Annotated in this window: 23 protein-coding genes; 11 read left to right on the forward strand and 12 right to left on the reverse strand. The window is 48.8% G+C overall.

The window, feature by feature from the left end; all coding sequences use genetic code 11:
• Positions 1-51 precede the first annotated feature (51 nt).
• From IPG80_RS05135 to IPG80_RS05145, 3 genes are all read left to right on the forward strand, one after another.
• Positions 52-624, forward strand: a complete 573-nt coding sequence (locus tag IPG80_RS05135) for a biotin transporter BioY (RefSeq protein ID WP_345103391.1) — start codon at positions 52-54, stop codon at positions 622-624.
• Positions 625-813: 189 nt separating this feature from the next.
• The gene (locus IPG80_RS05140) at positions 814-2,136 is read left to right on the forward strand and encodes a cyclic 2,3-diphosphoglycerate synthase (protein WP_345103393.1); all 1,323 of its coding nucleotides are present in this window, start codon (positions 814-816) and stop codon (positions 2,134-2,136) included.
• Between the two features lie 137 nt (positions 2,137-2,273).
• Positions 2,274-5,030, forward strand: coding sequence for a PAS domain S-box protein (locus tag IPG80_RS05145; RefSeq protein WP_345103395.1), 2,757 nt, complete (start codon positions 2,274-2,276; stop codon positions 5,028-5,030).
• A 202-nt stretch (positions 5,031-5,232) separates the two neighbouring features.
• On the opposite strand, the gene IPG80_RS05150 is transcribed toward IPG80_RS05145, so the two are convergent.
• The 3 genes from IPG80_RS05150 to IPG80_RS05160 are packed head-to-tail and all read right to left on the reverse strand — an operon-like array spanning position 5,233 to position 7,556.
• Positions 5,233-6,102 carry a hypothetical protein gene (locus IPG80_RS05150; protein ID WP_345103397.1) on the reverse strand — a complete coding sequence of 290 codons (870 nt, stop codon included), beginning with the start codon at positions 6,100-6,102 and terminating at the stop codon, positions 5,233-5,235.
• Positions 6,103-6,141: 39 nt separating this feature from the next.
• Positions 6,142-7,083 (reverse strand): hypothetical protein, encoded by a 942-nt coding sequence (locus IPG80_RS05155; protein ID WP_345103399.1) that lies wholly within the window; start codon positions 7,081-7,083, stop codon positions 6,142-6,144.
• A 50-nt stretch (positions 7,084-7,133) separates the two neighbouring features.
• Positions 7,134-7,556, reverse strand: a complete 423-nt coding sequence (locus IPG80_RS05160; protein ID WP_345103401.1) for a secondary thiamine-phosphate synthase enzyme YjbQ — start codon at positions 7,554-7,556, stop codon at positions 7,134-7,136.
• Between the two features lie 87 nt (positions 7,557-7,643).
• On the opposite strand from IPG80_RS05160, the gene IPG80_RS05165 reads away from it, so the two are divergent.
• Both IPG80_RS05165 and IPG80_RS05170 read left to right on the forward strand, forming a co-directional pair.
• Entirely contained in the window at positions 7,644-7,970 is a 327-nt protein-coding gene (locus IPG80_RS05165; protein ID WP_345103403.1) for a tudor domain-containing protein, read from the forward strand.
• Between the two features lie 139 nt (positions 7,971-8,109).
• Positions 8,110-9,684 (forward strand): diguanylate cyclase, encoded by a 1,575-nt coding sequence (locus IPG80_RS05170; protein ID WP_345103405.1) that lies wholly within the window; start codon positions 8,110-8,112, stop codon positions 9,682-9,684.
• A gap of 27 nt (positions 9,685-9,711) precedes the next feature.
• Here IPG80_RS05170 and IPG80_RS05175 read toward each other — a convergent pair whose 3' ends face one another.
• Positions 9,712-11,640 carry an ATP-binding protein gene (locus IPG80_RS05175; protein WP_345103407.1) on the reverse strand — a complete coding sequence of 643 codons (1,929 nt, stop codon included), beginning with the start codon at positions 11,638-11,640 and terminating at the stop codon, positions 9,712-9,714.
• Positions 11,633-12,787 carry a hybrid sensor histidine kinase/response regulator gene (locus IPG80_RS05180; RefSeq protein ID WP_345103409.1) on the reverse strand — a complete coding sequence of 385 codons (1,155 nt, stop codon included), beginning with the start codon at positions 12,785-12,787 and terminating at the stop codon, positions 11,633-11,635. Before IPG80_RS05180 ends, IPG80_RS05175 begins: the two co-directional genes overlap by 8 nt.
• A 153-nt stretch (positions 12,788-12,940) precedes the next feature.
• Here IPG80_RS05180 and obgE point away from each other — a divergent pair, with 153 nt between their 5' ends.
• From obgE to IPG80_RS05195, 3 genes are all read left to right on the forward strand, one after another.
• On the forward strand, positions 12,941-14,206 hold the full coding sequence (obgE, locus tag IPG80_RS05185; protein ID WP_345103411.1) for a GTPase ObgE: 1,266 nt from the start codon (positions 12,941-12,943) through the stop codon (positions 14,204-14,206).
• A 115-nt stretch (positions 14,207-14,321) separates the two neighbouring features.
• On the forward strand, positions 14,322-14,744 hold the full coding sequence (locus IPG80_RS05190) for a hypothetical protein (RefSeq protein WP_345103413.1): 423 nt from the start codon (positions 14,322-14,324) through the stop codon (positions 14,742-14,744).
• Positions 14,741-15,358 carry a VTT domain-containing protein gene (locus IPG80_RS05195; protein WP_345103415.1) on the forward strand — a complete coding sequence of 206 codons (618 nt, stop codon included), beginning with the start codon at positions 14,741-14,743 and terminating at the stop codon, positions 15,356-15,358. The genes IPG80_RS05190 and IPG80_RS05195 overlap by 4 nt, the downstream gene beginning before the upstream one ends.
• Before the next feature lie 48 nt (positions 15,359-15,406).
• On the opposite strand, the gene IPG80_RS05200 is transcribed toward IPG80_RS05195, so the two are convergent.
• Positions 15,407-15,898: a peptidylprolyl isomerase gene (locus IPG80_RS05200; RefSeq protein WP_345103417.1), complete on the reverse strand. Its 492-nt coding sequence runs from the start codon at positions 15,896-15,898 to the stop codon at positions 15,407-15,409.
• Between the two features lie 152 nt (positions 15,899-16,050).
• On the opposite strand from IPG80_RS05200, the gene IPG80_RS05205 reads away from it, so the two are divergent.
• Positions 16,051-17,121, forward strand: coding sequence for a P1 family peptidase (locus IPG80_RS05205; protein WP_345103419.1), 1,071 nt, complete (start codon positions 16,051-16,053; stop codon positions 17,119-17,121).
• Between the two features lie 184 nt (positions 17,122-17,305).
• On the opposite strand, the gene IPG80_RS05210 is transcribed toward IPG80_RS05205, so the two are convergent.
• The 3 genes from IPG80_RS05210 to IPG80_RS05220 all read right to left on the reverse strand — a co-directional run bounded on the left by IPG80_RS05210 (position 17,306) and on the right by IPG80_RS05220 (position 18,692).
• A complete protein-coding gene (locus IPG80_RS05210; RefSeq protein WP_345103421.1) occupies positions 17,306-17,551 on the reverse strand; it encodes a hypothetical protein in 246 nt (81 codons plus the stop codon).
• Positions 17,552-17,581: 30 nt separating this feature from the next.
• On the reverse strand, positions 17,582-18,037 hold the full coding sequence (locus tag IPG80_RS05215; RefSeq protein WP_345103423.1) for a DUF2752 domain-containing protein: 456 nt from the start codon (positions 18,035-18,037) through the stop codon (positions 17,582-17,584).
• 127 nt (positions 18,038-18,164) lie between these two features.
• Positions 18,165-18,692, reverse strand: a complete 528-nt coding sequence (locus IPG80_RS05220) for an ACT domain-containing protein (protein WP_345103425.1) — start codon at positions 18,690-18,692, stop codon at positions 18,165-18,167.
• An 85-nt stretch (positions 18,693-18,777) separates the two neighbouring features.
• On the opposite strand from IPG80_RS05220, the gene IPG80_RS05225 reads away from it, so the two are divergent.
• Positions 18,778-19,323, forward strand: coding sequence for a TRAP transporter small permease subunit (locus IPG80_RS05225; RefSeq protein WP_345103427.1), 546 nt, complete (start codon positions 18,778-18,780; stop codon positions 19,321-19,323).
• Entirely contained in the window at positions 19,320-20,666 is a 1,347-nt protein-coding gene (locus IPG80_RS05230) for a TRAP transporter large permease subunit (protein ID WP_345103429.1), read from the forward strand. Before IPG80_RS05225 ends, IPG80_RS05230 begins: the two co-directional genes overlap by 4 nt.
• Before the next feature lie 70 nt (positions 20,667-20,736).
• Here the strand turns inward: IPG80_RS05230 and dctP are convergent, their stop codons facing one another.
• From dctP to IPG80_RS05245, 3 genes are all read right to left on the reverse strand, one after another.
• Positions 20,737-21,843 carry a TRAP transporter substrate-binding protein DctP gene (gene dctP / locus IPG80_RS05235; protein ID WP_345103844.1) on the reverse strand — a complete coding sequence of 369 codons (1,107 nt, stop codon included), beginning with the start codon at positions 21,841-21,843 and terminating at the stop codon, positions 20,737-20,739.
• 48 nt (positions 21,844-21,891) lie between these two features.
• Complete coding sequence (locus IPG80_RS05240) at positions 21,892-23,553, reverse strand: ABC-F family ATP-binding cassette domain-containing protein (RefSeq protein WP_345103431.1); 1,662 nt, start codon at positions 23,551-23,553, stop codon at positions 21,892-21,894.
• Between the two features lie 185 nt (positions 23,554-23,738).
• Entirely contained in the window at positions 23,739-24,845 is a 1,107-nt protein-coding gene (locus IPG80_RS05245; protein ID WP_345103433.1) for an NYN domain-containing protein, read from the reverse strand.
• Between the last annotated feature and the right edge of the window lie 6 nt (positions 24,846-24,851).

Genomic DNA, 24,851 nt, shown 5'->3' on the forward strand with positions numbered 1-24,851 from the left:
AGCAAGTTTAGGGGTTATTATTTCGGAATCATTTTACATAGGAGACTCTTAATGACCACACTTGCCCCTACAATATACGAACGTTCATTCCCGCATGTTTCCAGCGCTGTGCGCAACGTCACTTTGATCTTGCTTGGTTCATGGTTGGTTGCGCTATTGGCTCAAATTGAAATTCCCTTGCCCTTCTCCCCCGTTCCTATTACGGGACAGACCTTCGCCGTGTTGCTCGTTGGCGCGCTGCTTGGCTCTAAACGTGGAGCGGCTGCCATGCTTGCATACATCGCTCAAGGTGCGGCAGGGCTGCCCTTCTTCGCAGGCGGTGCCAGCGGAATTGGCATTCTCACCGGTGCAACGGCTGGTTATTTGGCTGGCTTTATTGTGGCGGCGTATGTTGTCGGCTTACTGGCTGAACGTGGTATGGAACGCAGTTTCAAGACTTCCGTCCTGCCTTTCCTGGTCGGTACAGTCATCATCTACGCCTTCGGTGTGACATGGTTAAGCACCGTTGTTGGCAGTTTTGGCAAAGCCATTGAATTGGGTTTACTGCCATTTATCATCGGTGATGTCATCAAGATGGTTGCGGCGGGTGTTGCTTTACCGTCGGCGTGGAGAATGGTTCAGTAACAGATACAGGTTCGAGCGGGGAAAGAAGCGTGTCACATCAAAAACAGGCTGAACGTTATCTTGGCGTCCAGCCTGTTTTCTTGTTTAATCTTATTAATAAGACCGCATTGGGTAAAAACGAGTTGGCTCAAATCCCAAGCCGAGTCTGCTCGGACATGGTCCTCGATGCGGAAAGCACAGGAGTTTCCTATGCCGATCAAAACCATCATCATGGGCGCCGCAGGGCGCGATTTTCACAACTTCAATACATTTTTCAGAGGGAATAAGGATTACGAAGTTGTAGCTTTTACCGCCACCCAGATCCCCGACATTGAAGGACGCCTCTATCCGAAAGAGTTGGCTGGTGACTTGTACCCGAGCGGAATCCCAATCCGAGCCGAGGAAGAACTGCTCGACCTCATCAAGAAGTATGGCGCGGAACAAGTTGTCTTTTCGTACAGCGATGTGCCGCATGAATATGTGATGCACAAAGCCAGCATGGTCAACGCCGCCGGTGCGGACTTCCGCATTATGGGCACAAAGAACACGCAGATCAAGAGCACGAAGCCAGTCGTGTCGATCAGTGCCGTTCGGACGGGATCAGGCAAAAGTCAGACGACGAGGCGCGTGGCAGCTGTCTTGCAAGAGATGGGCTACAAAGTCGCCGCGATCCGTCACCCAATGCCGTATGGAAATCTCGTCGCGCAGGAAGTGCAGCGCTATGCATCGTATGATGACCTTGATGAATACGAATGCACCATCGAAGAACGCGAAGAATACGAACCGCATATTGACAGCGGCGTGATCATTTATGCCGGTGTCGATTACGAGAAGATCATCCGCAAAGCCGAAGCGGAAGCGGACATTGTCTTGTGGGACGGCGGCAATAACGACTTCCCATTCTATGTGCCTGATTATCAGATCGTGGTCGCAGACCCGCATCGCACTGGGCACGAATCGACGTACTACCCCGGCGAGACCAATGTGCGCATGGCAGATTGTTTTGTCATCAATAAAGTGGACACGGCGGATGCAGAGAACGTCATCAAGCTGCGCGAGTCACTCCGCAAGTTGAACCCAACTGCCGTACAGATCGAAGGCGCCTCCCCCCTCTTTGTGGATGACCCAGATGCCATTTTCGGCAAGCGCGTATTGGTTGTAGAAGATGGACCGACGCTCACTCATGGTGAGATGGCGTATGGCGCAGGCTATGTTGCCGCTCGTCGTTTCGGAGCCAAAGAGATCGTGGATCCGCGTCCGTTCGCGGTCGGTTCGATCGCCAAGACCTTTGAAAAGTACCCGAAGACCGGTGCCATCCTTCCTGCGATGGGCTATGGTGAAAAACAGACCCGCGAACTGGAAGAAACCATCAACAAATCGGATGTGGATATGGTTGTGATCGGTACGCCGATCGACTTGAGCCGCGTCATCAAGATCAACAAGCCGAGTCAAAGAGTCCGCTATGAATTGCAAGAGATTGGCGTGCCTACATTGAAAGATGTGTTGATGAAGAAGTTTGGAATGAAGAAATAAAAGATGAGTCGGTTTGTCGAGAGGCAAACCGACTTTTATTAAACAACCAGCCCATGCACATTGAGGCACTTTCTTGCTACAATTAACTTAAGGATAATCCTGTCAAGAAAAAAAATCTCTCACATTAGGCGTATCTCATGTCAACTATCCCGAACAAATGGTTGTTACACCATAATACTCAAGGGGAAGAAGAAAAGAGATTGGGACGAATCTTGCTGATTAATATCCTGATCTATTGGGTGGGAAGTGGCATTATCCTATTTATGGATTTGGTATGGGGTGATGGCTCTCTTTGGCTTTTACTTACCTCAGGTTGTGTCCTGCAACTCATACCCATGGTGCTTCTACGTCAAGGAAAACTTTCTAAAAGCAGTCTGGCAACGGCTGGCATCTATATAACCTTTATCACCATCGCCGCAACTCTGGGACAGGGGATTCACGACTACGCACTGATTGCTTATCCCGTCATGATCATGTTCGCCGGGCTGGCTCAAAAACGCCGCGGTATGATCTTTGCAACGGGATTAACACTTGCAGGAATCACCTGGTTGACATTTGGGGATATTTACGGGTTATACATTCCGCAAATCAACATGCATGCAACAGTATTCGACTATGTCATTTTGATCATTATCATCATTATTTCCAATGTAGTTGTCCATCTTTTGATAGAGCATCTCGATTATACAAATACCCAATTGAAAATAGAACTTAAAGAAAGGCAAAAAACGGAAGAAGCACTAAAGCAAAGCAGGGAAATGTACCGTCTGTTGGCAGAAAATGTCTCGGATGTGATCTGGATATACGACATAATTGAAAATCGCACCCGTTATATCAGTCCATCCGTGGAACGGTTAAGAGGATACAGCCCGGAAGAAGTCATTGCAGGGAACATGGAAAGCGCTCTAGCGCCAGATTCGTTCCGATACGTCCAACAATCGATTGCGTCGCGATTGAAGGATTTTCAAAATGGACAACAGGCATTTTATGTGGACGAATTGGAACAGATATGCAAGGATGGCTCTACAGTCTGGACCGAAGTTACGGCAAATTTTCAGATCAATCCTGAAAATGGGCATATTGAAATTTATGGTGTCTCGCGCAACATAAACGAAAAAAGACGGGCGAGAGAAGCGTTACTCGCCAGCGAAGAACGCATCCGTCAATTGGTCGACTCGGCGCCTTATTTGATCTTTGGTATTGATCAGGATGGTACGATCAACTTTGCCAATATAGAGGCATCCACCCTCATGGGATACTCCAACAATGAACTTGTTGGAAAAAATGTGGACGAATTATTGCCAGATCGTTTTCGTTATACCCATGCCGAGCACCGCCATGGGTATAACGAAAAACCCTTTATTCGTCAGCTCGGAACTGGCGTCAACCTGCTCGCTCAACACAAAGATGGCAGAGAAATCCCAGTAGATATCAAGCTTAGTTATTATCGATTCGAAGACTCGCTTCATATCATCGTTTTCATGCAGGACATAAGTGAACGCAAGAAAGCTGAAGAACTTCTGCACGATAGCGAAGCCCGATTCAGATTGCTATTTGAAACCATGGTGCAGGGGGTTGTATTTCAATCCAAAAGCGGCGAGGTGGTACTGGCAAACCCTGCCGCCGAACATCTTCTGGGGCTCACCAGCGACCAAATGCAAGGGCGCACGTCCATGGACCCGCGCTGGAGAACGATCCATGAAGATGGCAGTGAACTCCCAGGGCAGGAACATCCAGCCATGATCGCATTACGCACCGGGCAGGAAGTTCGAAACGTCGTTATGGGGGTTTTCAATCCGCAGGTCAACGACTACCGCTGGATCAATGTCCATGCTGTACCACAATTTAAAAATGACGAGCAAGAACCCTATCAGGTATATACGACATTCGACGATGTGACCGATCATAAGCAGATCAATGAGGCATTAAAAGCCAGCGAAACAAGGTACAGACTTCTGGCGGAAAATATTTCAGATGTGATCTGGATCCTCGACGTTCATATCATGCGTTTTCGATACGTAAGTCCATCCATTGAAAAACTACGTGGTTACACCGTGGACGAAGTTCTTCAGCAAAGCCTTTCAGAGGCTCTCACACCACAGTCATTCCAATTACTCCAGGAAAAACTTCCAACCTATGTTCAAGAATACCTGGATGGGAATACTGGATTTCACGTTAACGAAGTGGAACAACCCTGCAAAGACGGAAGCACTATATGGACAGAGGCAACGACAAGTTTCCATATCAATGAAGCCACCTCTCATTTAGAGGTATATGGCGTCTCACGAGACATCACAGAAAGGAAATTAAATGAGCGCCTGCTGATGCAAGCAAATCAGGAATTGCATAACCACGTGAAGAAAGTCGAGCTGCTTCGCATGGAGTTACAGGAACAAGCCATCCATGATCCATTGACAGGGCTTTACAACCGCCGCTATCTTGCTGAATATCTCGCCCATGAGTTAAATCGTGCAGAACGAGAGAATATCCCGATCAGTTTACTAATGATGGATGTTGACCATTTCAAGGATATCAACGACTCGTATGGACACAAAACCGGCGACAAATTCCTGATCGCCATTGCAGATCTTCTAAAGACCAACAGTCGCGGTTCAGACATTGCCTGCCGCTATGGCGGTGAAGAATTTATACTGGTCATGTCAGGAATAGAAACCCAAGCCGCTTACGACCGTGCAGAACAATTTCGAACGCAATGCACCCAAATTTACATTCAGTACGAAACCAAGAGTATAAATATTACGGTCTCGGTAGGGATTGCCACTTACCCTAATCATACAAAGATGGCAGAAGATTTGATCCTCAAAGCAGATAAAGCACTTTATCAATCCAAGGAAAATGGAAGGAACAGAGTGATGATATGGGGAGAGATATAGGAAAAGAGTCCGCTATGAATTGCAGGAAATTAGCGTACCTACGTTGAAAGCTGTGTTGATGAAGAAGTTTGGAAAAAAATAGAGATAAAAAAGCCGAGCAATCACATGCCCGGCTTTTATTATTTTTTATACTAGACTTCTTGCAAAAGTCCATTTTTCACCCTGCTCAAGGCAGCAAGAGCGCTTATGCAAGAAGCCTGCTTTATCCTTTACCCAAATTCGAAAGTGTTTTCTTTTTTGGAACGGTTAATAGTCCGCTATTCATGCCATAGCGAAGGATGAAGAAATTGGAAAGCAACGCCAACCCGGCGATCATATAACTTGAAGGGTATGTAATTAACGATACAAAATCAAGAATATTTTGAAAAGAAACAGGAACAAGATTGTAGCCGCCACTCCAATAAAAGGCATCGATACCGTCTGTAATGGCGAATAAAATCAAGCCCCACCATGGTCGGCTCCATTGCCCACGCGCAAAGAGAAATGAAAGCCAAAGAGCGGTGCCGCCTTCGAAAACATCCAAAACCGGATACAAAAGGGTGACAAACAAAAACAACCACGAATCGCCCTCTGGATTCTGGTTACGAATAAGGATCGTCAAACCCGCTGCCACCAACACAGCAAATGCCACCATACCAACATAAAATAAATAAATTCTACGTCTATGTTTCACTCCATAAGCTGCCAGCAATTGCAAAAATAGAGACAACCCGAGGAAAAGATATCCCAACAACCAGAAGACATCCACCATCTCAAAGTCTGGTGAAATATTGTCCGCCGGAAAAAAGCTGTAATCCATCACGCTTACTTCACCAGCAACCCATAACCAAAGTCCGACAGAGAACAAAACCCAGATCCGGTGCGGAGATTCGCCTTTTGAAAATTGTCCTGCCACCATACTGGCGATAACTGCTGCACCAATGGCAGAAACAAGGCTGATGTAATTAATAATCAAGGTGCCTGTCCCTGATTCATTTTCATCGGGTGAAGGGAGGTAATATTCCCTAACCATTAGGGAAAGCATAGTAAAAGCAAGGAAATATCCCAGCCGCAAAACCCATTGAGGAGACAATCCTAAGATTTTGGTTGATTTAAGGTTATTCATTCGCCACTATTCCGAAAAAGCCACTGGTATCAAGCGCATTGCATGCAAAACCGCCTGTTCTTCAGGGGGAAGTTGAGCATAAGTTTCGTTTAATAGCCGCAAGGTCAAGTTGCTCCCGATCACAATATCCATTAACATGCTCATGGACATAAACAAAGCACGATACGCCTGTTCTGCTTCCTTCATACGAAGAAAAAAGTGAGCATCACTCATCCGAGTGCCGTTCAAATTAATTTTCCAACCCCAGGGGTGGATCTGGCTATTCAATTCCTGTTCCATTGTAAAAAGGAGTTTGCTCCCCACTAATTCCTTATAGCGGGCAAGCATCATACTCATCCACTCCATTACACCATGCCTGAGTACCGCATATTGATATGCCTGCGACGAATCGGATAAAGAATACAGCATTACGTCCATCGGGAAACCGCGAGTTGCAGCAAAATCAGGAAGGCTTAAAACGATGCCTTCTGAGGAGGTAGTGAAAATCATATCGCTCGCCTGTAATTCTCCCTGCCAGATGAGGGTGACCCCATACATTTCGCCAGACCTGACCTCAAGCAGCGCATTCCGCCTATTTTTCCTCCAGGATTCAATATGGATGTTCCATTCATTCTCATTCTGGATCATCATGCCTTCATCCGGTTTGGATTCCAACGCTAACATTGAAAGCCGCCCAGCAACATCAGGCAATTTAATGACACGCGCCTCAACGGTTTGTTCGGCACCAACAGCTGAAAATTCTGAAATCGTTAATGGAGTTACAGTTTCGCCTTCAATGTGATAAGCCACCCCCGGTATTCCGCTGGAAAATACCATTACTGCATACCCGCCTGCAAACAATCTCTTCTCGACCAACCCTGTCAATTTTGCATCGCGCAAAACTACATCTGTATCTTTTACAGATACACCGCTAAACAAGGTGCCTAGTTCCGGGAAAAGGTAATTCATGTTGAGAATTTATGATTTATATAATTCTAACCCATCTTTCATTTACAAGATCACTCAGTTGAAAGCACCCGCATCAACACCTTCCTTCGATGCGGATGGGCACGGTGCTCAAAGACATACACACCCTGCCAGGTACCTAACGAAAGGGTGCCATTATCAATAGGAATTGTAAGGCTGCTATCCGTCAGCATGGAGCGGATGTGAGAGGTGGCGTCGTCGGGTCCTTCAAGGTCATGGGTGTACCAGCTATCCCGTTCGGGTACGAGGCGTTCCATGAAGGTTTCCAAATCGGCGCGGGCAGTGGAGTCCCAGTTTTCGCTGATGGTAAGAGAGGCGCTGGTATGTTGAATAAATAAAAAGCACATGCCTCCCTGCACCTGCCATTCCTTTAACTGCGCCTGAACAGATGACGTGATATCCAAAAGCCCCTTCCCTGAGGTCGATATTTCGAGCATGGTTTTATACCAGTTCATAATACGCGAGATTATAGCAGGCACACAAAGAAAGGCGGAATGTCTTTTGTTATAATGGTTTTCAATTCAAGTTTGAAAGGACATAAAATGGAATACTGGAACGAAGGCAACCGTGCATTCGCATTCTTCGATGAAGATGAATATTTTTATCCTGCCACAATAGTCAAAATTGACGGTGATGATATTTATATCCGCTTCGATACCGGTGAAGAAGAATGGACAAGCTCAGACTACCTCGAGGAATTTCTTGTGGAACCTGACGAAGAAGTGGAATGCAAATCTGCCAATGACGGACTGTATTACGACGTGGTCGTGCTTGGTGTGGACGGTGAGCGTGTGCAAGTGGAATACGAAAACGAGACCACCGAATGGACTGAATTGAACCGCCTGCGTTTTTATATTGATGAAATTTAGTCAGCATTCTTAATTCCGAGAAATCCAGTAAGAATGGAATAGTTTACAAAAAAAACGGGTGAAAATCACCCGTTTTTTTTGTTCTATCGCTCCAGATAGGATATACTTTTATTTGGATATTATTGGATTGGGATTCCATATGCCCGCATGGATTCGTAAATGGCTTGCTTTTCCTAAACTGGAAGATGAAGAATCTACGCATCGATATCTCTGGCTGCGCATCGGGATAATTCTGGGGATCATATACCTAAGTCTAGCACTGCCCCTCTCATGGACAAGTAGAACGGTTCCCAGAATTACCATCTTCATTAACGCCTCGGTATTGGCGTGTATGCTGCTATTGTATTTGATCTTACAACGCGGCAAGATCATCTTTTCAGGAAATGCATTAACCATTCTTCTATATATTTGGATCACATCCATAAACGCCAGTCAGGGGACGATCCGCACTCCTGCTTCTTCCACTTACATTGCAATGATCATTTTGGCGGGGCTGTTCTTCAAATGGCGTGGAATTCTCATTGCAAGCATTGCCAGTTCGCTGGCAATTGCAGGTGTGATCGCCGCAGAAAATGCCGGGCTTCTTCCCACGCCAAATTACTCAAACTCATGTCTCCAATGGTTTGCATACACCTTTCTATTCGCAAGCACTGCCAGCCTGGCATTTTACGTCATTCGCATTATTCAAAAATCGTTGGCGCGTACCCGGCGAGAAGTTGAAGAACGCAAGAAAATCGAAGAAAAACTGCGCAAGAATGAATTGAAATACCGTACCGTGGCTGATAACACTCGCGATTGGGAATTCTGGCAAAGCCCCGAAGGTACATTCATTTATACATCTCCATCCTGTATAAACATAACCGGGCACTCTCCAGAAGAATTTGCAAGCCAGCCGAAATTAATTGAAGATATTATTCACCCAAAAGACCTTGCCTGGTTTCAATCCCATATACATTACTCCACCAAGAACAAGGTTGTGGGCGAGATCGAGTTTCGAGTCATCCAACCAAACGGGAATATAGTTTGGGTCAGTCACGTGTGCCAGCCAGTCTTTGATGAAAACGGAACCTACCTTGGTATACGCGGCAGCAATCGTGATATCACCCACCGTAAACAGACAGATCTGGCATTGGAACAGGCTTACGCTCAGATGAGGGTTCATGTTTCCGAGATTGAAGAACTTCAAACAAAACTATGCGAGCAAGCCCTGCATGACCCCCTTACTAATTTATACAATCGCCGTCACCTTACCGAAACATTGGAGAAGGAAATAAGCCGCACACAGAGGGAGAGAAAATCTGCCAGTGTGGTCATTATGGATATTGACCGTTTCAAAAAGGTCAATGATACCTACGGGCACCAGACGGGGGATAAATTCCTTATCTCCATCGCTGATCTTCTCAAAAAGAATATCCGCGATTCAGATTTTGCATATCGGTATGGCGGCGAAGAATTCCTGCTTATCCTGCCTGGTACAACTGCAAGTTCTGCATTCAAACGTGCTGATCATTTCAGACAGTTATGTGCAGGAATTCGCATTCCATATGAAAACAGGGAACTTTCCATCACATTATCCATAGGGGTTGCGGCCTGCCCAACCCATGGAAAAAAAGCCGATGAACTGTTAATTAAAGCTGATAAAGCCTTGTATCAATCAAAACATGACGGCAGGAATAGGGTAACAATTTGGAAGAAGGATTCTGTGAGTAAATGAAAATCGGGTGAAAAGTTCACCCGATTTTCATTTACTTCGCAAAATCACAGTAAATGTTGTCCCCTCATTAACTTTACTATCGACCGAAATGGACCCATCCAATTCTTTGAGAAGGGATTTGACAATGAACAAACCAATACCATTACCGTGTATCTCCGCTGCACTGACATTTCGGGCACGATAGAAACGATCAAACAAATACGGCATGGCATCGGCAGGGATTCCCAGCCCATGGTCTGTTACAGAGACGCTCACGGTATCTTCCTGCCACTCCATTTCGATCTCAATCACATTGCCGTCAGGCGAAAATTTCACTGCATTGCTCAACAAGTTAACAAAGACTTGCTTAAGGGCACTCACATCCCCCCAAACCTGGCAGGCTCGTTCGGTTGGCTCAAAAGCCAACCGAATATTTCTTTTTTTCGCGATCGGTGTTATGGCAGAGATCGAATCCTTTAATATCGGAAGAAGATCAAGCATGACATGTTCAATTCTTAAACTTCCATTTTCAAGCCGCCCCGCCATCAATAACTCATTGATCAAATTCTTTTGGCGATTCAACTCGTTCGTCAGCGTACCCAGGTATTCCTCTGTTTCTTCCGGGGTACACTTCTGCCTGAGTAGTTCAGTCATAAGGATGGCTGCGGTCAACGGCGTTCGCAATTCATGTGAAGCCCAATTCACAAAATCAGATTTCATCTGATTCAGACGCGCCTGTTCCGTGATATCCCGCACGATGATCAAAGCTTCAAGTTTACTAAGCGGAAAAAGGCGTGCCTCAAAAACGCCTTCCTTGCCTGGCAGTTTAAAATTCTCCACAGTTCTCGGAAGGTTGAAAAGAGTTTCATCAGGAATGCGCGGCAAAAGTTTTCCGGCAATCTCTTGATCCCATAGTTCATATAAATTCTTACCCACCGCGGCGCCTGCCACCATATAAAGCGGGTGCAACGGATTTGCGTTGTAATCAAAGATCCGTCCCGAACGATCCACCCGGATCAACAAATCGGGTAATGCGTCCACAATGATGCGGTTTCGCCGTTCGCTTAACCGTAAGGTCTCTTCATAGTGCATCCGCTCGATCGCAGCGCCCAATAGATTCGCAGTCGTTTGTACGATATCAAAACTGGTAGGCAGCCACGAGAGGTGATCATCTTTATCGAACAGCCCCAGGAATCCCCACATCCCCAACGCCCCTTGAATGGGAATTGCAAGCATGGAGGTCTTAGGTGTGCTTGATACTTTTTCAGGGACATCTGGAACAGAGAAGACCCGGTCTGGAAACTTTGAAAGCGAATCCAGGAATGGCATGATGACCGTCTCCGCATCAAATTCAGGGACGGCTGGATCCACCCATTTATGTCTTATTCTCAGGGTCGAATTCCGCGCCTCAAAGATAACGCAACTAAATACCCCCACCGCATACCCAAGTGACTCTAGAACCTCCGGCATGCTTCCTTCAATATTGGAAGACCGAAAAAGCACAGCAGTCACTTCACCGATAATGGACTGGGCGCGTACATTCCGTTTGAGCAGTCGTTCGTTCTTCTTGCGTTCACCAATATCACGCGCAATAAGTTGAATATAGGCAGGCTCACCTTTGACATCATGCACCAATGACGAACTTAATTCAACCTGAAGCAGGGTGCCGTCCTTGCGGCGCAGCACATGCTCAAAAACGCTCAAGCGGTTCTCCAGAATTATCCGCCGACGGGAAGGGTCGCTTAAATTAAATAGATCTCCAGCCAAAGCAGCGGAATACTCTCCATTTGAATATCCCAGTAGGCGGGCGGCTTGTGGATTAAGCGTTACCAGGTTTAGATCTAGGTTGACAATGAAAACACAATCACCGGTTTGCTCGAACAGGGCACGATAATCCAGCTCCCCATTCCATAGTCTCCCACCCTGTTTGTCCATATCGGCTGAAGATCTCCTGGCAGACAAGATCTTCTCATCCATAAGTAAGATCATCCAATGAAACGTCAGGCAACACCGCCTGCACACAGCACCCCTGAGCACTGTCAATGACCTTCACATCGCCGTTCAATGAACGAAAGACGGCACGGGCAAGCGTCAACCCAAGCCCCAAACCTTGGTGTTCACGCACAGAACCCTGACTAACCTGATAATACCGTTCAAAGACCTTCTCATGCAATGCTACAGGAATACCTGGTCCCTGATCCTCGATTGCGAGCGTCACGCCGCCATTTACTCCAGAAGTCATTTTCAAAATGACGGTCCCTTCTGGCGGGCTTAATTTAAATGCATTATCTACCAAATGCAATACCGCCCGCGGAAATTCGTTTCGTGGGGCTTTGATCTCATGTGTGATCGAAAGAATCGGTACAAAATGCAGTTTTTTATTCTCGTACCGCATTAACCTGCGACGAATCGGCTCCAAGATTTGCACATCCACATTGATCGGCTGCCGGATATTATTGATCGCCCCATGGTCTAAGTCTGTCAGCAGGATGATATCTGAGATAAGCGAATCAAGCCGATCTCCACTGGAGCGGGCGATCCGAACGAATTCCTTTTGTTCCTCGAGCGATTCGAACTTATGCGTCGCTACTATCTCCAGGAACATCAATACATTATTAAGCGGCGTACGGATCTCATGGTGAAAGTTCTGCATCAGTTCACGGCGGAGTTTTTCAAGGTCTTCCTGGTCATACTCTCTCGCCTGTTCATGCCCGCGTTCGCGTTCCCTACGCACGCGCCGCAAGACCGCCTCAACCCGTGCCGACAATTCCTCCACATCGAAGGGCTTGGTTACATAATCATCAGCGCCGCCACGGATGCCAACGATGCGGTCTTCCACGGCAGTACGAGCAGTCAGATAGATCAACGGGATGGAAGCCAGCGCCGGGTCATCGCACATTTTCTTCTTCATTTCAAAGCCGTCCAATACCGGCATTAAAATGTCAGAAATGATCAGGTCGGGGTGATGTTCTTCCGCCTTCAGAAGCGCATCATTCCCATTCTCAGCAGTGATCACACGGTAACCGTGGCGACTCATCGCAGCAGAAAGCCCCATGCGAATTGCAACTTCATCTTCAACGATCAGGATGGTAGTACTCAGGTCTTTGCCTGTTTCAATATTCATAACACACCTAGCCTGATTATCCCCGCAACGAGCAAGCTAATCATAATAAAGACATGACAAATTTTTTGATGGCGTATTTGAGATGAGTGGGCAGCTAAAAACGGACTAAATGAATAATTGAACCCTGATAACTATTCCCGTTATAATGTAAGGATGTTCATTGACCAGGTAAATATTCATGTAAAATCCGGAAAAGGCGGCGACGGTATGGTGCATTTTCGCCGTGAGAAGTACGAACCGCGCGGCGGTCCAGACGGCGGCGATGGCGGCAAAGGCGGCGATGTCATCTTTGAAGTAAAACCGATCCTGAATTCCCTTTCCCACTTTCGACCCAACCAATCGTTCGCGGCAGACCCCGGCATAAATGGCGGTGGTTCACAAATGACCGGGCGCGGCGGCAAAGACCTCATTGTCCACGTCCCGCCAGGGACAGTGATCTACGATGCGGAAACAGGCGACTTGCTGGGCGATCTGACCGAAACCGGACAGCAGTTGATCGTCTGCAAGGGCGGGCGCGGCGGGCGCGGCAACCAGCACTTTGCCACTTCACGAAACCAAGCCCCGCGGACTGCCGAACGCGGCGAACCGCATGAAGAAAAGATGCTGCGCCTCGAACTTAAACTGATCGCGGATATCGGCATCATTGGTCTGCCCAACGCTGGGAAATCGACCCTGCTCTCGGTTCTGACGAATGCCAAACCAAAGATCGGTGATTATCCCTTTACCACCCTCGAGCCGAATCTTGGTGTTGCCAAGATCGACGAAGAAGCCACTGTAGTATTGGCAGATATTCCAGGGCTGATCGAAGGCGCACATGAAGGCGCCGGGCTGGGCTATGATTTTTTGCGACACATCCAGCGCACCCGCATCCTCATCCATATGATCGATGGACTCTCAGAAGACCCACTCGCCGATTTCAGCCAGATCAACACCGAACTTTCATTGTTCGATACGAAGCTCGGCAAGAAACCGCAGGTGGTGGTCATCAACAAGATCGACCAGCCTGATGTACAGGCGCGCTTGAAGGAACTTCAAGCCAGTTTTAAAAAGAAAAAAGTGGAGCTTGTCACTGCCTCGGCAATGGCTCGCACCAACACGCGCGAAGTTTTACTCACAGCGTATAAGCTGCTGCAGGAATTGCCGCCAGAACAACTTGAGGAAGAGGCGCTTCCCGTCTACAAGCCGGAAGTGGACCCGAACCAGTTCAGCATCCACCGCGAAGACGGAGATAAGTGGCGCGTTTCTGGTGTGGCGATCGAGCGTGCCGCCAAGATGACGTATTGGGAACATTACGGATCCGTACGCCGCTTCCAACGCATGATGCAAAAACTCGGTGTGGATAAAGCCCTGCGCGAAGCAGGTGTTGAAGACGGGCACACGGTCTTTGTCGGTGACTTCGAATTAGAGTGGCAGGAATAGATCAGAGGTTTCAGCCATGATATGGGGCGTACTTTTACCAACAGTAAAGGTACGCTCTTTTTAATTCCACATGGTTTCTTTACAATTGAATTGAAAGCAGAGATAAAATTAAGGTATGAAAAAACAGCGTATCCTTACATTTGGGCTGATTCTGGTAGGTATGGTAGTGGTGGCTTTTTTTGGAATGAATATGATCCGGTCGTTCAAGCGCATGAATGGACACAACCCATTCCATGGGAAACCACCCACCGCCAATCAAACGGATGTGGAGCTCATCCGCGATTGGATGACCATTCCATATATTTCAGAAACCTACGAAGTTCCACCTGACGCCCTCTTTTTTGGTCTGGGAATCCCCTTGGAAAAAAAGAATGGCAAAAAAAGTCTGCTGCAACTAAATGAAGAGTATTTTCCAGATCAGCCTGGCGTGATCCTGACCCAGGTGAAGGATTCAATAAAGGCATTCCAAAACGAAACTCACCCGCCAGAGCCATTAATACCGGGAGAGTCTTCCTCATTATCAACAAAATCACCATGAGCGACACAATCTCTGGTTTCTTCCTCACACAGGTTATCAACTATGGCGCACCTCTATTTGCATTGACCTTATTCCTCGGTGCTGTTGGATTACCCGTTGGTGCTTCATTGATGGTCATTGCTGTGGGTGCATTTTCGCAGCAAGGATATTTTGATTGGAAAGGGATGGCAATTCTTGGGCTATTAGGTGCCGGGCTTGGCGATATGCTCAGTTATGGTATGGGACATTACAGCAAAGACTGGGTGGAAAGACGCTTTGGAGAATCTCCAACCTGGATCAATGCGCGAGGAAATTTTGATAAACGCGCCTGGGCGGCAGTATTTCTCACTCGCTTTCTGGTAACTGCGCTGGCAATCCCGACCAACCTCATCGCCGGTGGCAGCGGATACAAGTTCAAGCACTTCATGTTATACGATATCCTCGGGGAAATAACATGGATCATACTTTACGGCGGATTGGGATATATGTTCGGCACCCAATGGGAATTGGTGTATGAATTTATCGGCAACTTTGGCGGGTTCGTACTGGGTACCGTGATCATTGGCGCAGGCATCTGGCTGGCAAGGCGCCAATCTGGAAGGACTCACGCCACAGAACAGGCAATTCAAAATTAATAATAAAAAGACCGCCACCTTGAAAGTGACGGTCTTTTTTGAACGATCTTAGTGATGGTGCCCATCGCCATCATGGACATGCCCATGGTCGAGTTCTTCTTCGGTCGGTTCTCGCAGAGCGACAACTTTCACGGAAAATTCGAGCACAGCGCCAGCCAGAGGGTGATTAAAATCAAGTGTTACATTCTTATCATCGAATTCAGCAACATACGCTGCCTGATGATTGCCATCATCATCGGTGACGTGTAATTCCATACCTTCTTCCAGTTCCATATCGGCAGGGAATTCGGTACGGGGAACTTCCATAAAGGCATCCTCCTCGAATTCGCCATATCCATCGGCAGGCTGAACGGTGACGTTCTTGCTGTCGCCGATCTTCATGCCCATCATTTCATTTTCCAAGCCGGGGATGATGTTGCCATACCCTGCCAGGAATTGCAATGGACCCGCTTCTTCAGAAGAGTCCAGAACTTCACCGTCCACGGTCAGTTTGTATTCCATGGAAACAACCAGCCCGTCTTTTACTTTATCGTGTGCCATACTATATCCTTTCGAAATTTAATGCGCCCATTGTACCAGTGAAAACCTTTACTGAAAGTCTGCGATCAAAAAATCTCCCCCTCAATTTTTGATCTATTTCCTTCGGCTATAATCCTCGCCAGTCGTAGAATAAAGCCTCTCAAGGAGTATGTATGAAAAAGTTACGCGCAAGAGACTTGGGAATTCCATTTGAAGGGGTGCCAGGAAAAAATAACACCATTACAGATGTAGAAGGGGTTACAGTCGGGTACTCCACCATTATTGAGGGATCTGATGCGCGTACCGGCGTGACCATCATTCACCCGCGCGGAATGGATGATCCCACACCTGCATTGGCAGGAGTGCATTCATTCAATGGCAATGGGGAGATGACCGGTGCAGCATGGGTTGACGAAGGCGGTATTCTTGAGGGACCGATCGGTCTGACCAATACGCACAGCGTTGGCGTTGTCCACCATGCATTGATCAAATGGCAGGTGGAGCATCACGGACTGACCCAACATTGGATGCTGCCTGTGGTTGCAGAGACCGCCGATGCCTGGTTGAACAATATGAATGGCTTTTTTGTTAAAGAGCATCATGTATTGGAAGCGATCAACTCGGCACACTCCGGGGTGATCGCCGAAGGGAATGTTGGCGGCGGGACGGGGATGCTATGCTATGAATTCAAAGGCGGCACAGGAACCTCCTCCCGCAAGTTGCCGCAAAAATTAGGCGGTTGGACCGTCGGCGTCCTGGCACAGTGCAATTTTGGCAGGCGCTATCAATTAACGATCGCAGGAGTCCCCATCGGCAATCATCTAAAGGACGACTCGCCTGCCACCAATGGAGAAAATCCCTTTCGGCAGGACGATGGCTCATTGATCGTCATTGTTGCGACTGATGCTCCGCTTATGCCGCATCAGCTTAAACGCGTAGCGAAACGGGTTTCGCTTGGGATGGCACGAACCGGCTCCATCGGCGGGAATGGTTCTGGTGATATCTTCCTTGCATTTTCGACCGCCAATGCCGATGCCGCACGTGGTGGAAAAATAATGCAGCTCGAGGTACTGCCTAACGATCACCTCGACCCGATCTTCGGCGCCACTGCATACGCAACCGAAGAAGCCATCCTCAATGCCCTGGTCGCTGCGGAAGATATGACCGGTCATGAGATCAGCGCCAAGGCTTTACCACAAGCAGACGTGAAAGAGTTGCTGAAGAAATACGGAAGAATAGCATAAATAAAATAGCGGACGGCAGTCATAGTTTTCCGTCATTAGATGTCTTGCTTGGTTTTGCGATCTTGTTCTTCTCTATTGGGTTTGCAAGATTCAGGTATGAGGAAATATCTCCTCATATCAAAAACAGCCGGGAATATTCCCGGCTGTTTTTGTGCAATTCGGTTGTAGAGCAATAATGAAAGAATTACCCGCCGCTGGAAGCAGCGAAATTCAAGACAAGACCCAGGATCCAGGCACCTGTCCAGATATACATCCAGGTCTTAACGGGAAGACCAAGGCTTGTTTCGTTGGTGTTCTGCCAGCCCCAGATGAAAGCATACAGCAGGCAGAAAAGCCCCAAAAGTCCCTTAAGCAAGCCTTCTTTTTGGAACATTTTAATAACGACTGCGATACCCGCAATATAGATCACAATTGGTCCAAGAAATTCCATGTTTCACTCTCCTGTAATTATCGATAGATATTAAAAATCGGTTGGAAAAGGCAGAATGCCCGACAACCGAATTGCCCAATAGAAAAAAAGAAAAGATATTATCCATGCTGTGGAGCCAGAACGGGTCTCAAAGTTCCTGATCGCTGTCACCCATTTTTCACGCAGACTCTCAGGCAAAATTAAAATAAGGAGCATCAGAAAGACGGTTGCCAGAGCAACCGAGGCAAAGGCATGAGTTTGAAAAGAGGCGGAAACGTCGCCGTGCAAAAGCTCAAGGCTGGCACGCGTCAGACCACAGCCAGGGCATGGAACTCCCGTAGCCGCCCGGATCGGACAATTCCAAAACGTGATTCCAGCCATGCTGAAACCAATATGCAAAACCCCAAACGCCGCAACAAACATCAGGTCACGGCGATTGGCTAGTAAAGAAGAAAACGCCGGGGAATGCCAGGCGTGATCCAATTGCTCTTGGAATTGCATTTTCATGAGGTAGATAACCCCGAATTTATCACCCTGTTACGAAAAATAAAAAAAATGTTTTTCAATTGCAAGGTGGATCTTTATAAAAGAGAATCAAAAAGGCGGGAGCGTCCCGCGCTGCCCGCCTTTTTTGTTACTTCACAACTTCCACTTTGACATTCACGTTCAATTTATCGCCAACTTCCTCCAACGCGTCGCTCCATTCATGGAAATTCAATTTGGGAGGAACAAGCACGACGCCTTTCATCATGAAAAGCGGCGTGCCGCTCATCGGCGCGGGCGTTGCACTGGTATCCATGCTTTCGATGTTGATACCCTGCGAAGCCAGGTGATGTGACACTTCATGAATGATGCCTTCGTGGTCGGCACCGGTCACTTCGATCTCGTAGGGCAGCCAGCCTGCATATTTCTTCGCATCCCCCTCGGTTTGCACCAGTGCCACCTGATATCCCTCGCCGCGTAAGGTCTGAAAATCTTTATCAAGACCCGAGAACTCCGCGTCTGATACTGTGACCAGCATCAACATGGCGAACTCACCGCCAAGATGAGCCATTCGGCTGGATTCGACATTCCCGCTGCGCTTCACCACCAGACTGGTGACATGATCAACCAACCCGATCTTATCCTTGCCCGTCAGAGTTAACACGATATTCTTCGCCATGGTAGATTCCCTTTCATGTTTGTGAAATATAGTACCCAGTATAGCACAAGCAATATTAAGTTTTTATGCTATCATCCGCCAATCCATGCAGACCTTTCTCAAATTTTCCCGCACCATTGATGCGCTTACAGACAAGCTTGGTCATGCCTCTGCCATTTGCGTGATACTCACCGTCGCGGTCGGATTCTATAATGTGATGGCGCGTTATCTTGGCAGGTTCATCGAAGTCAAACTCACCAGCAACCTCTTCATTGAATTACAGTGGTATCTCTTCTCCCTCACCTTTCTGCTCGGGTTTTCCTACGTCCTCAAACACGGACTCAACGTCCGTGTGGATTTTCTTTACGCCAATTGGTCACCAAAAACCAAAGCCGGGGTTGACCTGATCGGGCATGCCCTCTTCCTCAGCATCTTCTGTATCATCGGCATGTACGTCACTACACACCCTGTCTTACAATCGTGGGGCCTGCTGCCAGATGGCTCCTTCGGCACCTGGGAACTCTCCCCCGACCCAGACGGTCTGCCCCGCGCCCCGATCAAATCCATGCTTCTGGCTGCATTTGGGATGTTGTTCTTGCAAACCATTTCTGAGATCATCAAAAACGTTGCGATCATTAAAGGTGAAGCATGACGCATTACGAATGGCTCGCCATCTTCATGTTCGTCGGCTTCTTCGCCTTCATCATGAGCGGATACCCCGTCGGCTACTCTTTTGCCGCCACAGCGATTCTTTTTGGCGGTATTGGTTATGCTCTTGGCGCGTTCAACCTTAACTTGCTCAAGCTCATGCCCAGCCGCTGGTTCGGCACCATGTCCGACTTTACCCTGCTGGCGATCCCATTTTTCATCTTCATGGGTTCGGTCTTCGAACGCTCAGGGCTGGCAGAAGAGCTTCTTGAAACAGTCGGCAGGCTGCTCGGTAGAGTCCGAGGCGGGTTGGCATTGGCGGTCATTCTCGTTGGGACACTCCTTGCCGCCACCACGGGCGTTGTCGCCGCCACCATCATCATGATGGGTATGATCGCCCTGCCCGCAATGCTTAAACAAGGCTACGATAAAAAACTTGCAACCGGCGTCATCACGGCATCTGGTACGCTGGCACAAATGATTCCGCCCAGCCTCGTATTGGTTGTGTTGAGTGACCAGATCGGCGTACAAGTTGGGGATCTATTTGTCGGCTCGATCATTCCGGGACTTTTACTTTCCGGACTCTACATGCTTTACGTCATTGTGATCACCCGCCTCAAACCCGACCTCGCGCCTGCTCTGCCGCCTGAAGCCTTAAGCAGCTCTGGAAGTGACATGTTTCGCCAAGCCGTGCGTGTCATCCTGCCGCCGGGCTTGCTGGTGTTCATGGTGCTGGGCAGCATCTTCTTTGGGCTTGCCTCCCCCACCGAAGCAGGCAGTGTTGGCGCAGCAGGTGCCTGTCTGCTGGCGTGGATGAACAAACGCTTCAGCGTCAAACTAATCCAAGATGCGGCAAAATCCACAGCGCAACTGACGGCGCTCGTCATCACGATCCTTTTTTGCTCGTCGTTATTCAGCGTGGTCTTCGATGGGCTCGGCGGACAACGCCTCATCACCGAGTGGTTGGTCAATCTCCCCGGCGGCTACTGGACGTTCATCATCGTTGCGAACATCGCCATCTTCCTACTTGGCGTCTTTCTGGAATTTGTAGAGATCTGTTTCATTGCCCTGCCACTGGTTGTCCCTGCCGCGCAAGCCTTGGGCATAGACATGGTTTGGTTAGCCGTCGTCTTTGCAATTAACTTGCAGACCGCTTTCATCTCTCCACCTGTTGGCTTCTCGCTTTTCTATTTACAAACCACTGCGCCAAAAGAAGTTCCCACTTCCGACATCCACAAAGGCGCATTGCCCTTCATGGCGTTGCAGCTGATTACACTCCTTATCGTCCTCGCCTTTCCGCAAACGGTGACGTGGCTCATAGACCTTTCGGCAAAAACATTGCCGTAACAAAAACCCCAGCCGAGATACATCGGCTGGGGTTTTGACTATCCAACTATCAGACTACGCGACGATCGAACTACTTCTCCATAAACTTCATCAACCCAAACTCGTTCGCAAAACTCCATTTTTGCACCTGAGCGCGGAAAGTACTCCACTGCTCGTAGACCGCCTTGAAATCGGCATCTTCAGCAGCTTTGGCATCGAACAATTCCGCTGCTGTTTCACGGGCTGCCTGCATGATCTCATCGCTATATGCACGGAGTTCCGTGCCGCCCGCCACCAGCCGTTCCAACGCCTCGCCATTTGCCGCTTCATACTTTGCCGCCATGCTGAGATTTGCTTCCGCTGCCGCTGCCTGAATGGCATTTTTATACTGATCGGGCAGTTTGTTCCACTCATCCAGATTGATCTGCAACTCCACGGTCGGACCCGGCTCCCACCAGCCCGGCGCGTAATAATATTTGGCAGTCTTGTTCAAACCGAGTTTTTCATCATCATACGGACCCACCCATTCTGCCGCATCGATCGCGCCTGTTTCCAAAGACTGGAAGATCTCGCCGCCGGGAATGTTCTGCACCTGCACACCCAATGCAGACATGACTTGCCCGCCCAAGCCGGGAATACGCATCTTCAATCCCTGCAAGTCTGCCACGGTGTTGATCTCTTTTCGGAACCAGCCGCCCATTTGCGCGCTGGTGTTGCCCGCCGGGAATTGAATGACATTGAAGGTCCTGGCATAGAAAGCCTGCAAGAGTTCAAGTCCGCCGCCGGAATACAGCCAGGCGTTCTGCTGGGAAGATGTTAGACCAAAGGGCATGGTAGTACCGAACGCCATCACCCAGCTCTTGCCAATGTAATAATACGAAGCCGTATGCCCAATGGGCACCGCACCTGAAGAAACTACATCCAACACTTCGGTGGCTTTGGCAAGCTCACCGCCAGCCCGCGGGGTGATCTTGAACTTTCCGTTCGTGAGTGCAGCGACACGGTCCGCAAAGGCTTGCGTCGTGCCAAAAAGCACGTCCAAGCCTTGGGTCCAACTGGTTGCCATCTGCCAATCAAGTTCGGGTAAATCGCTGGCAGAAGCGGATGCTTCCGCAGCGGGGGCAGGCTCGGCACAGGCTGCCAGTGCTGTGGCAGCAATGCCCATGCCTGCGGCTTTCAAAAAGTCACGTCGGTTTATCATTCTCTCTCTCCTTCGATGGTTTTTTTATTATTATAAGTTTGTCGCTTAACCTGCGGACTTCGGGTTTCGCGCCGTCAGGTAATCGCTGTATCCACCTGCATACCCGGCAAGCTGACCATTCTCGATCACCAATAGCCGCTGCATGGTTTGGTCAAGGAAATAACGGTCATGCGAAATGACCAAGACCGTCCCTTCGAAATCTTCAAGGGCTTGCTCCAGCACTTCGGCAGAAGCGATGTCGAGATTGTTGGTGGGTTCATCCAACAACAAGAAGTTCGCGCCAGAGAGAACGACCAACGCCAACTGCAAACGGCTGCGCTCCCCGCCGGAGAGTTCACCGATCTTCTGCGAGACCTGCTTGTACGTAAATAAATAGCGCAACAAAAATGCCGTGGCTTTTGATTCGCTCATCTCGCCCGCATAGCGGACAGCATCCAAAACGGTCTGGTTGAAGTCGAGTGTCTCATGTTCCTGTGCGTAATGCCCAATGGAGATGCTGGGTCCGATCTTTATTTCGCCAGTATCAGGGGTCTCTTCACCGAGTATCATACGCAGCATCACCGACTTACCCGCTCCATTCGCACCGATCAAGCCCACACGCTCGCCATGCCAAATGATCTCGTTGACCTTCGAAAAGACGGTACGCTCGCCAAATGATTTTGAAATATTCTCCAACTCTAAAACTTTATTCGAGCCGCGCCAGCCATTCAACTGCATCTCCATGCGACGACGATCCAAGACCGGTTTATCGATCTTATCCACACGCTGCATGCGCGCTTCCATGGCATGGATGCGCGTCGCAAATTTATCGTTGAACTGCGCCCACAACCTATAGCGTTTGATCGCCACTTCCATACGGGCAAGGCTGCGCTGTTGGATCTGATATAGCTCCTCCTGCCGCGCCAAACGTTCTTCTTTGTCGATCATGAAATCTGTATAGTTGCCGGTGAAAACAGTTAATTTGCCATCTTCGAGTTCGGCGATATGTGTCACCGCGGCGTCAAGCAAATAACGGTCATGCGAGATGATAACAACTGTGCCATCGTATTCACGGATCAATTTTTCAAGATACATCTTGCCGGGCAGGTCGAGATGATTATCCGGCTCATCCAATAATAAGATGTCTGGATTCAGCAACAGCAGCCGCGCCAACCCGACCAGTTTCTTCTGCCCGCCGCTCAACACGGAGAGAGGCTTGTCCAATTCGCTTTGAGCGAGTCCCAGCCCGAGCAGAATGCTCTTAACCCGCTCCGGGTACGAGTCACCGCCCAGGGCATGATACTCTTCAATGAGTTGATGCTGTCGCTCCAGCGCACGCTCCAACTTCTTTTCATTGCCATAGACTTCAGGGTCACCCAAACTGGCTTCAACTCTTTCAAGCTCCGCATGCACCTCCCCCACACGCGGATTGCCCGCCATCGCGGCGTCGAGCGCCGTCAGTGTGAGGTCAAGCTCGGGGTGTTGAGGCAGGTATCCCGTAGTGATGAGGCGTTGTCCTGAGCCTGTCGAAGGGCGGGCGCGGGTGATGCTTCCGCCCAGTTCGGGAGCATGTTCGCCTTCGATGAGTTTGAACAGCGAAGACTTTCCCGCGCCATTCGCACCGATCAGACCGATGCGTTGTCCGCGCTGGATCTCCCAGTTGAGATTTTCAAAGATGCGTTTGGCACCGAGGACGAGTGTGATGTTGGAGAGTTGAATTTGGATCATGGTTTTTTCCGTAATTGGTAAAAATTAAATAAAAACGCCGCAGGCGATGCCTGCGGCGTGTGAAAGTAAAAACTTTCAGCGTACAGGCGCAATACGACAAGGAACGGCGTTATCGAAGCCATTGATCGCCATTGCAAAAAGGGGTTTGCCTACGCTGATGATGTAAAGCATGGTCGTGATTATACCTAATTTTCCGCTTCGAGCAATTCTTGAATATGGTCAAGCACTTTGGGGTTGCGTATGCCGCCATATAGAATTTTGGCAGCGGCTTCTTTATCGAGCACTTCAGAAGCACCCAGGTCACCCGCGATCATGTGAAGAAGTTTTCCATCGCATTTGTTGAGCAGGTCAGCAGGTGTTTTTGTATCTTCGGGCAGGGTCATGGGGCAGTCCATGATGCGCGCCCCGGAGCTTTGATCAAACTCGAAGCAGAAGGTGTGAAAAAGCTGATGAACCGTGTCTAGCGCAAGTTGGGCTTCGATCTGAGGTGCGGCGGTCGAAAAAAAGGTCTGCGATTTTTCCTTCAATTGATTGAAGGTGATCCCGGGGTTTTCTTTCACGAGGTCATAAAGTTTATAGATCACCAACGGACGTTGGGTGCTGGGCGTCATGCGGATCTTATGAGCGATGAGAATATTGAGATAACGCTCCAATCGCTTTTCAGGCGAGATCGGCACAGCGGGTTTGGGTGCAGGTTTTTCTTGCGGCTGCGCTTTCTCTTGTGGTTGAGGCTTTTCCTGTTTCTGAGCAGGCGGGTTATTCTGTTTGGCAGTTTGCTGTTTCTGCCCACCATTCGACGGCGTTTCTTTCTTAAACTTGCCAACCCCCTGCCACTTATCGTAATAAACGAATTTATCGCAGGCGCTCACGAGGAAGTCAGCTGTTGTACCGCTGACCCCCAACCCAATGACCGTCTTGCCGTGTGCGCGCAGACGATGCACCAATTCGGTGAAGTCGCCGTCGCCGGAGACCAGCAAGACGTGTGAAAAGGATTCTTTTTCGTTGTAGAACAATTCGAGCGCATCCAACACAATGCGGATGTCGGCGGCGTTCTTGCCGCGTTTGCTGTTGACGTGGATCAACTCCACACCCATGTTCAGTAGTTGGCGCTGCTTGCTGGCAGCTTCAGCCCAATCGGCATAAGCGCGGCGCAAAACCACGCGCCCGATCTGTGAAGCATAATTGAAGACACGCCCCCAATCCACATCGGTGCCTTTGCCAAAGGTTTCTTCCACACTTATTTCTATATTGTCGTAGTCGATAAAGACGGCTACCTGTGTTTCCTGTCCCATAAAACT

The organism is Candidatus Villigracilis vicinus (genome assembly GCF_016702885.1).
In the GTDB taxonomy this organism is placed as follows: domain Bacteria; phylum Chloroflexota; class Anaerolineae; order Anaerolineales; family Villigracilaceae; genus Villigracilis; species Villigracilis vicinus.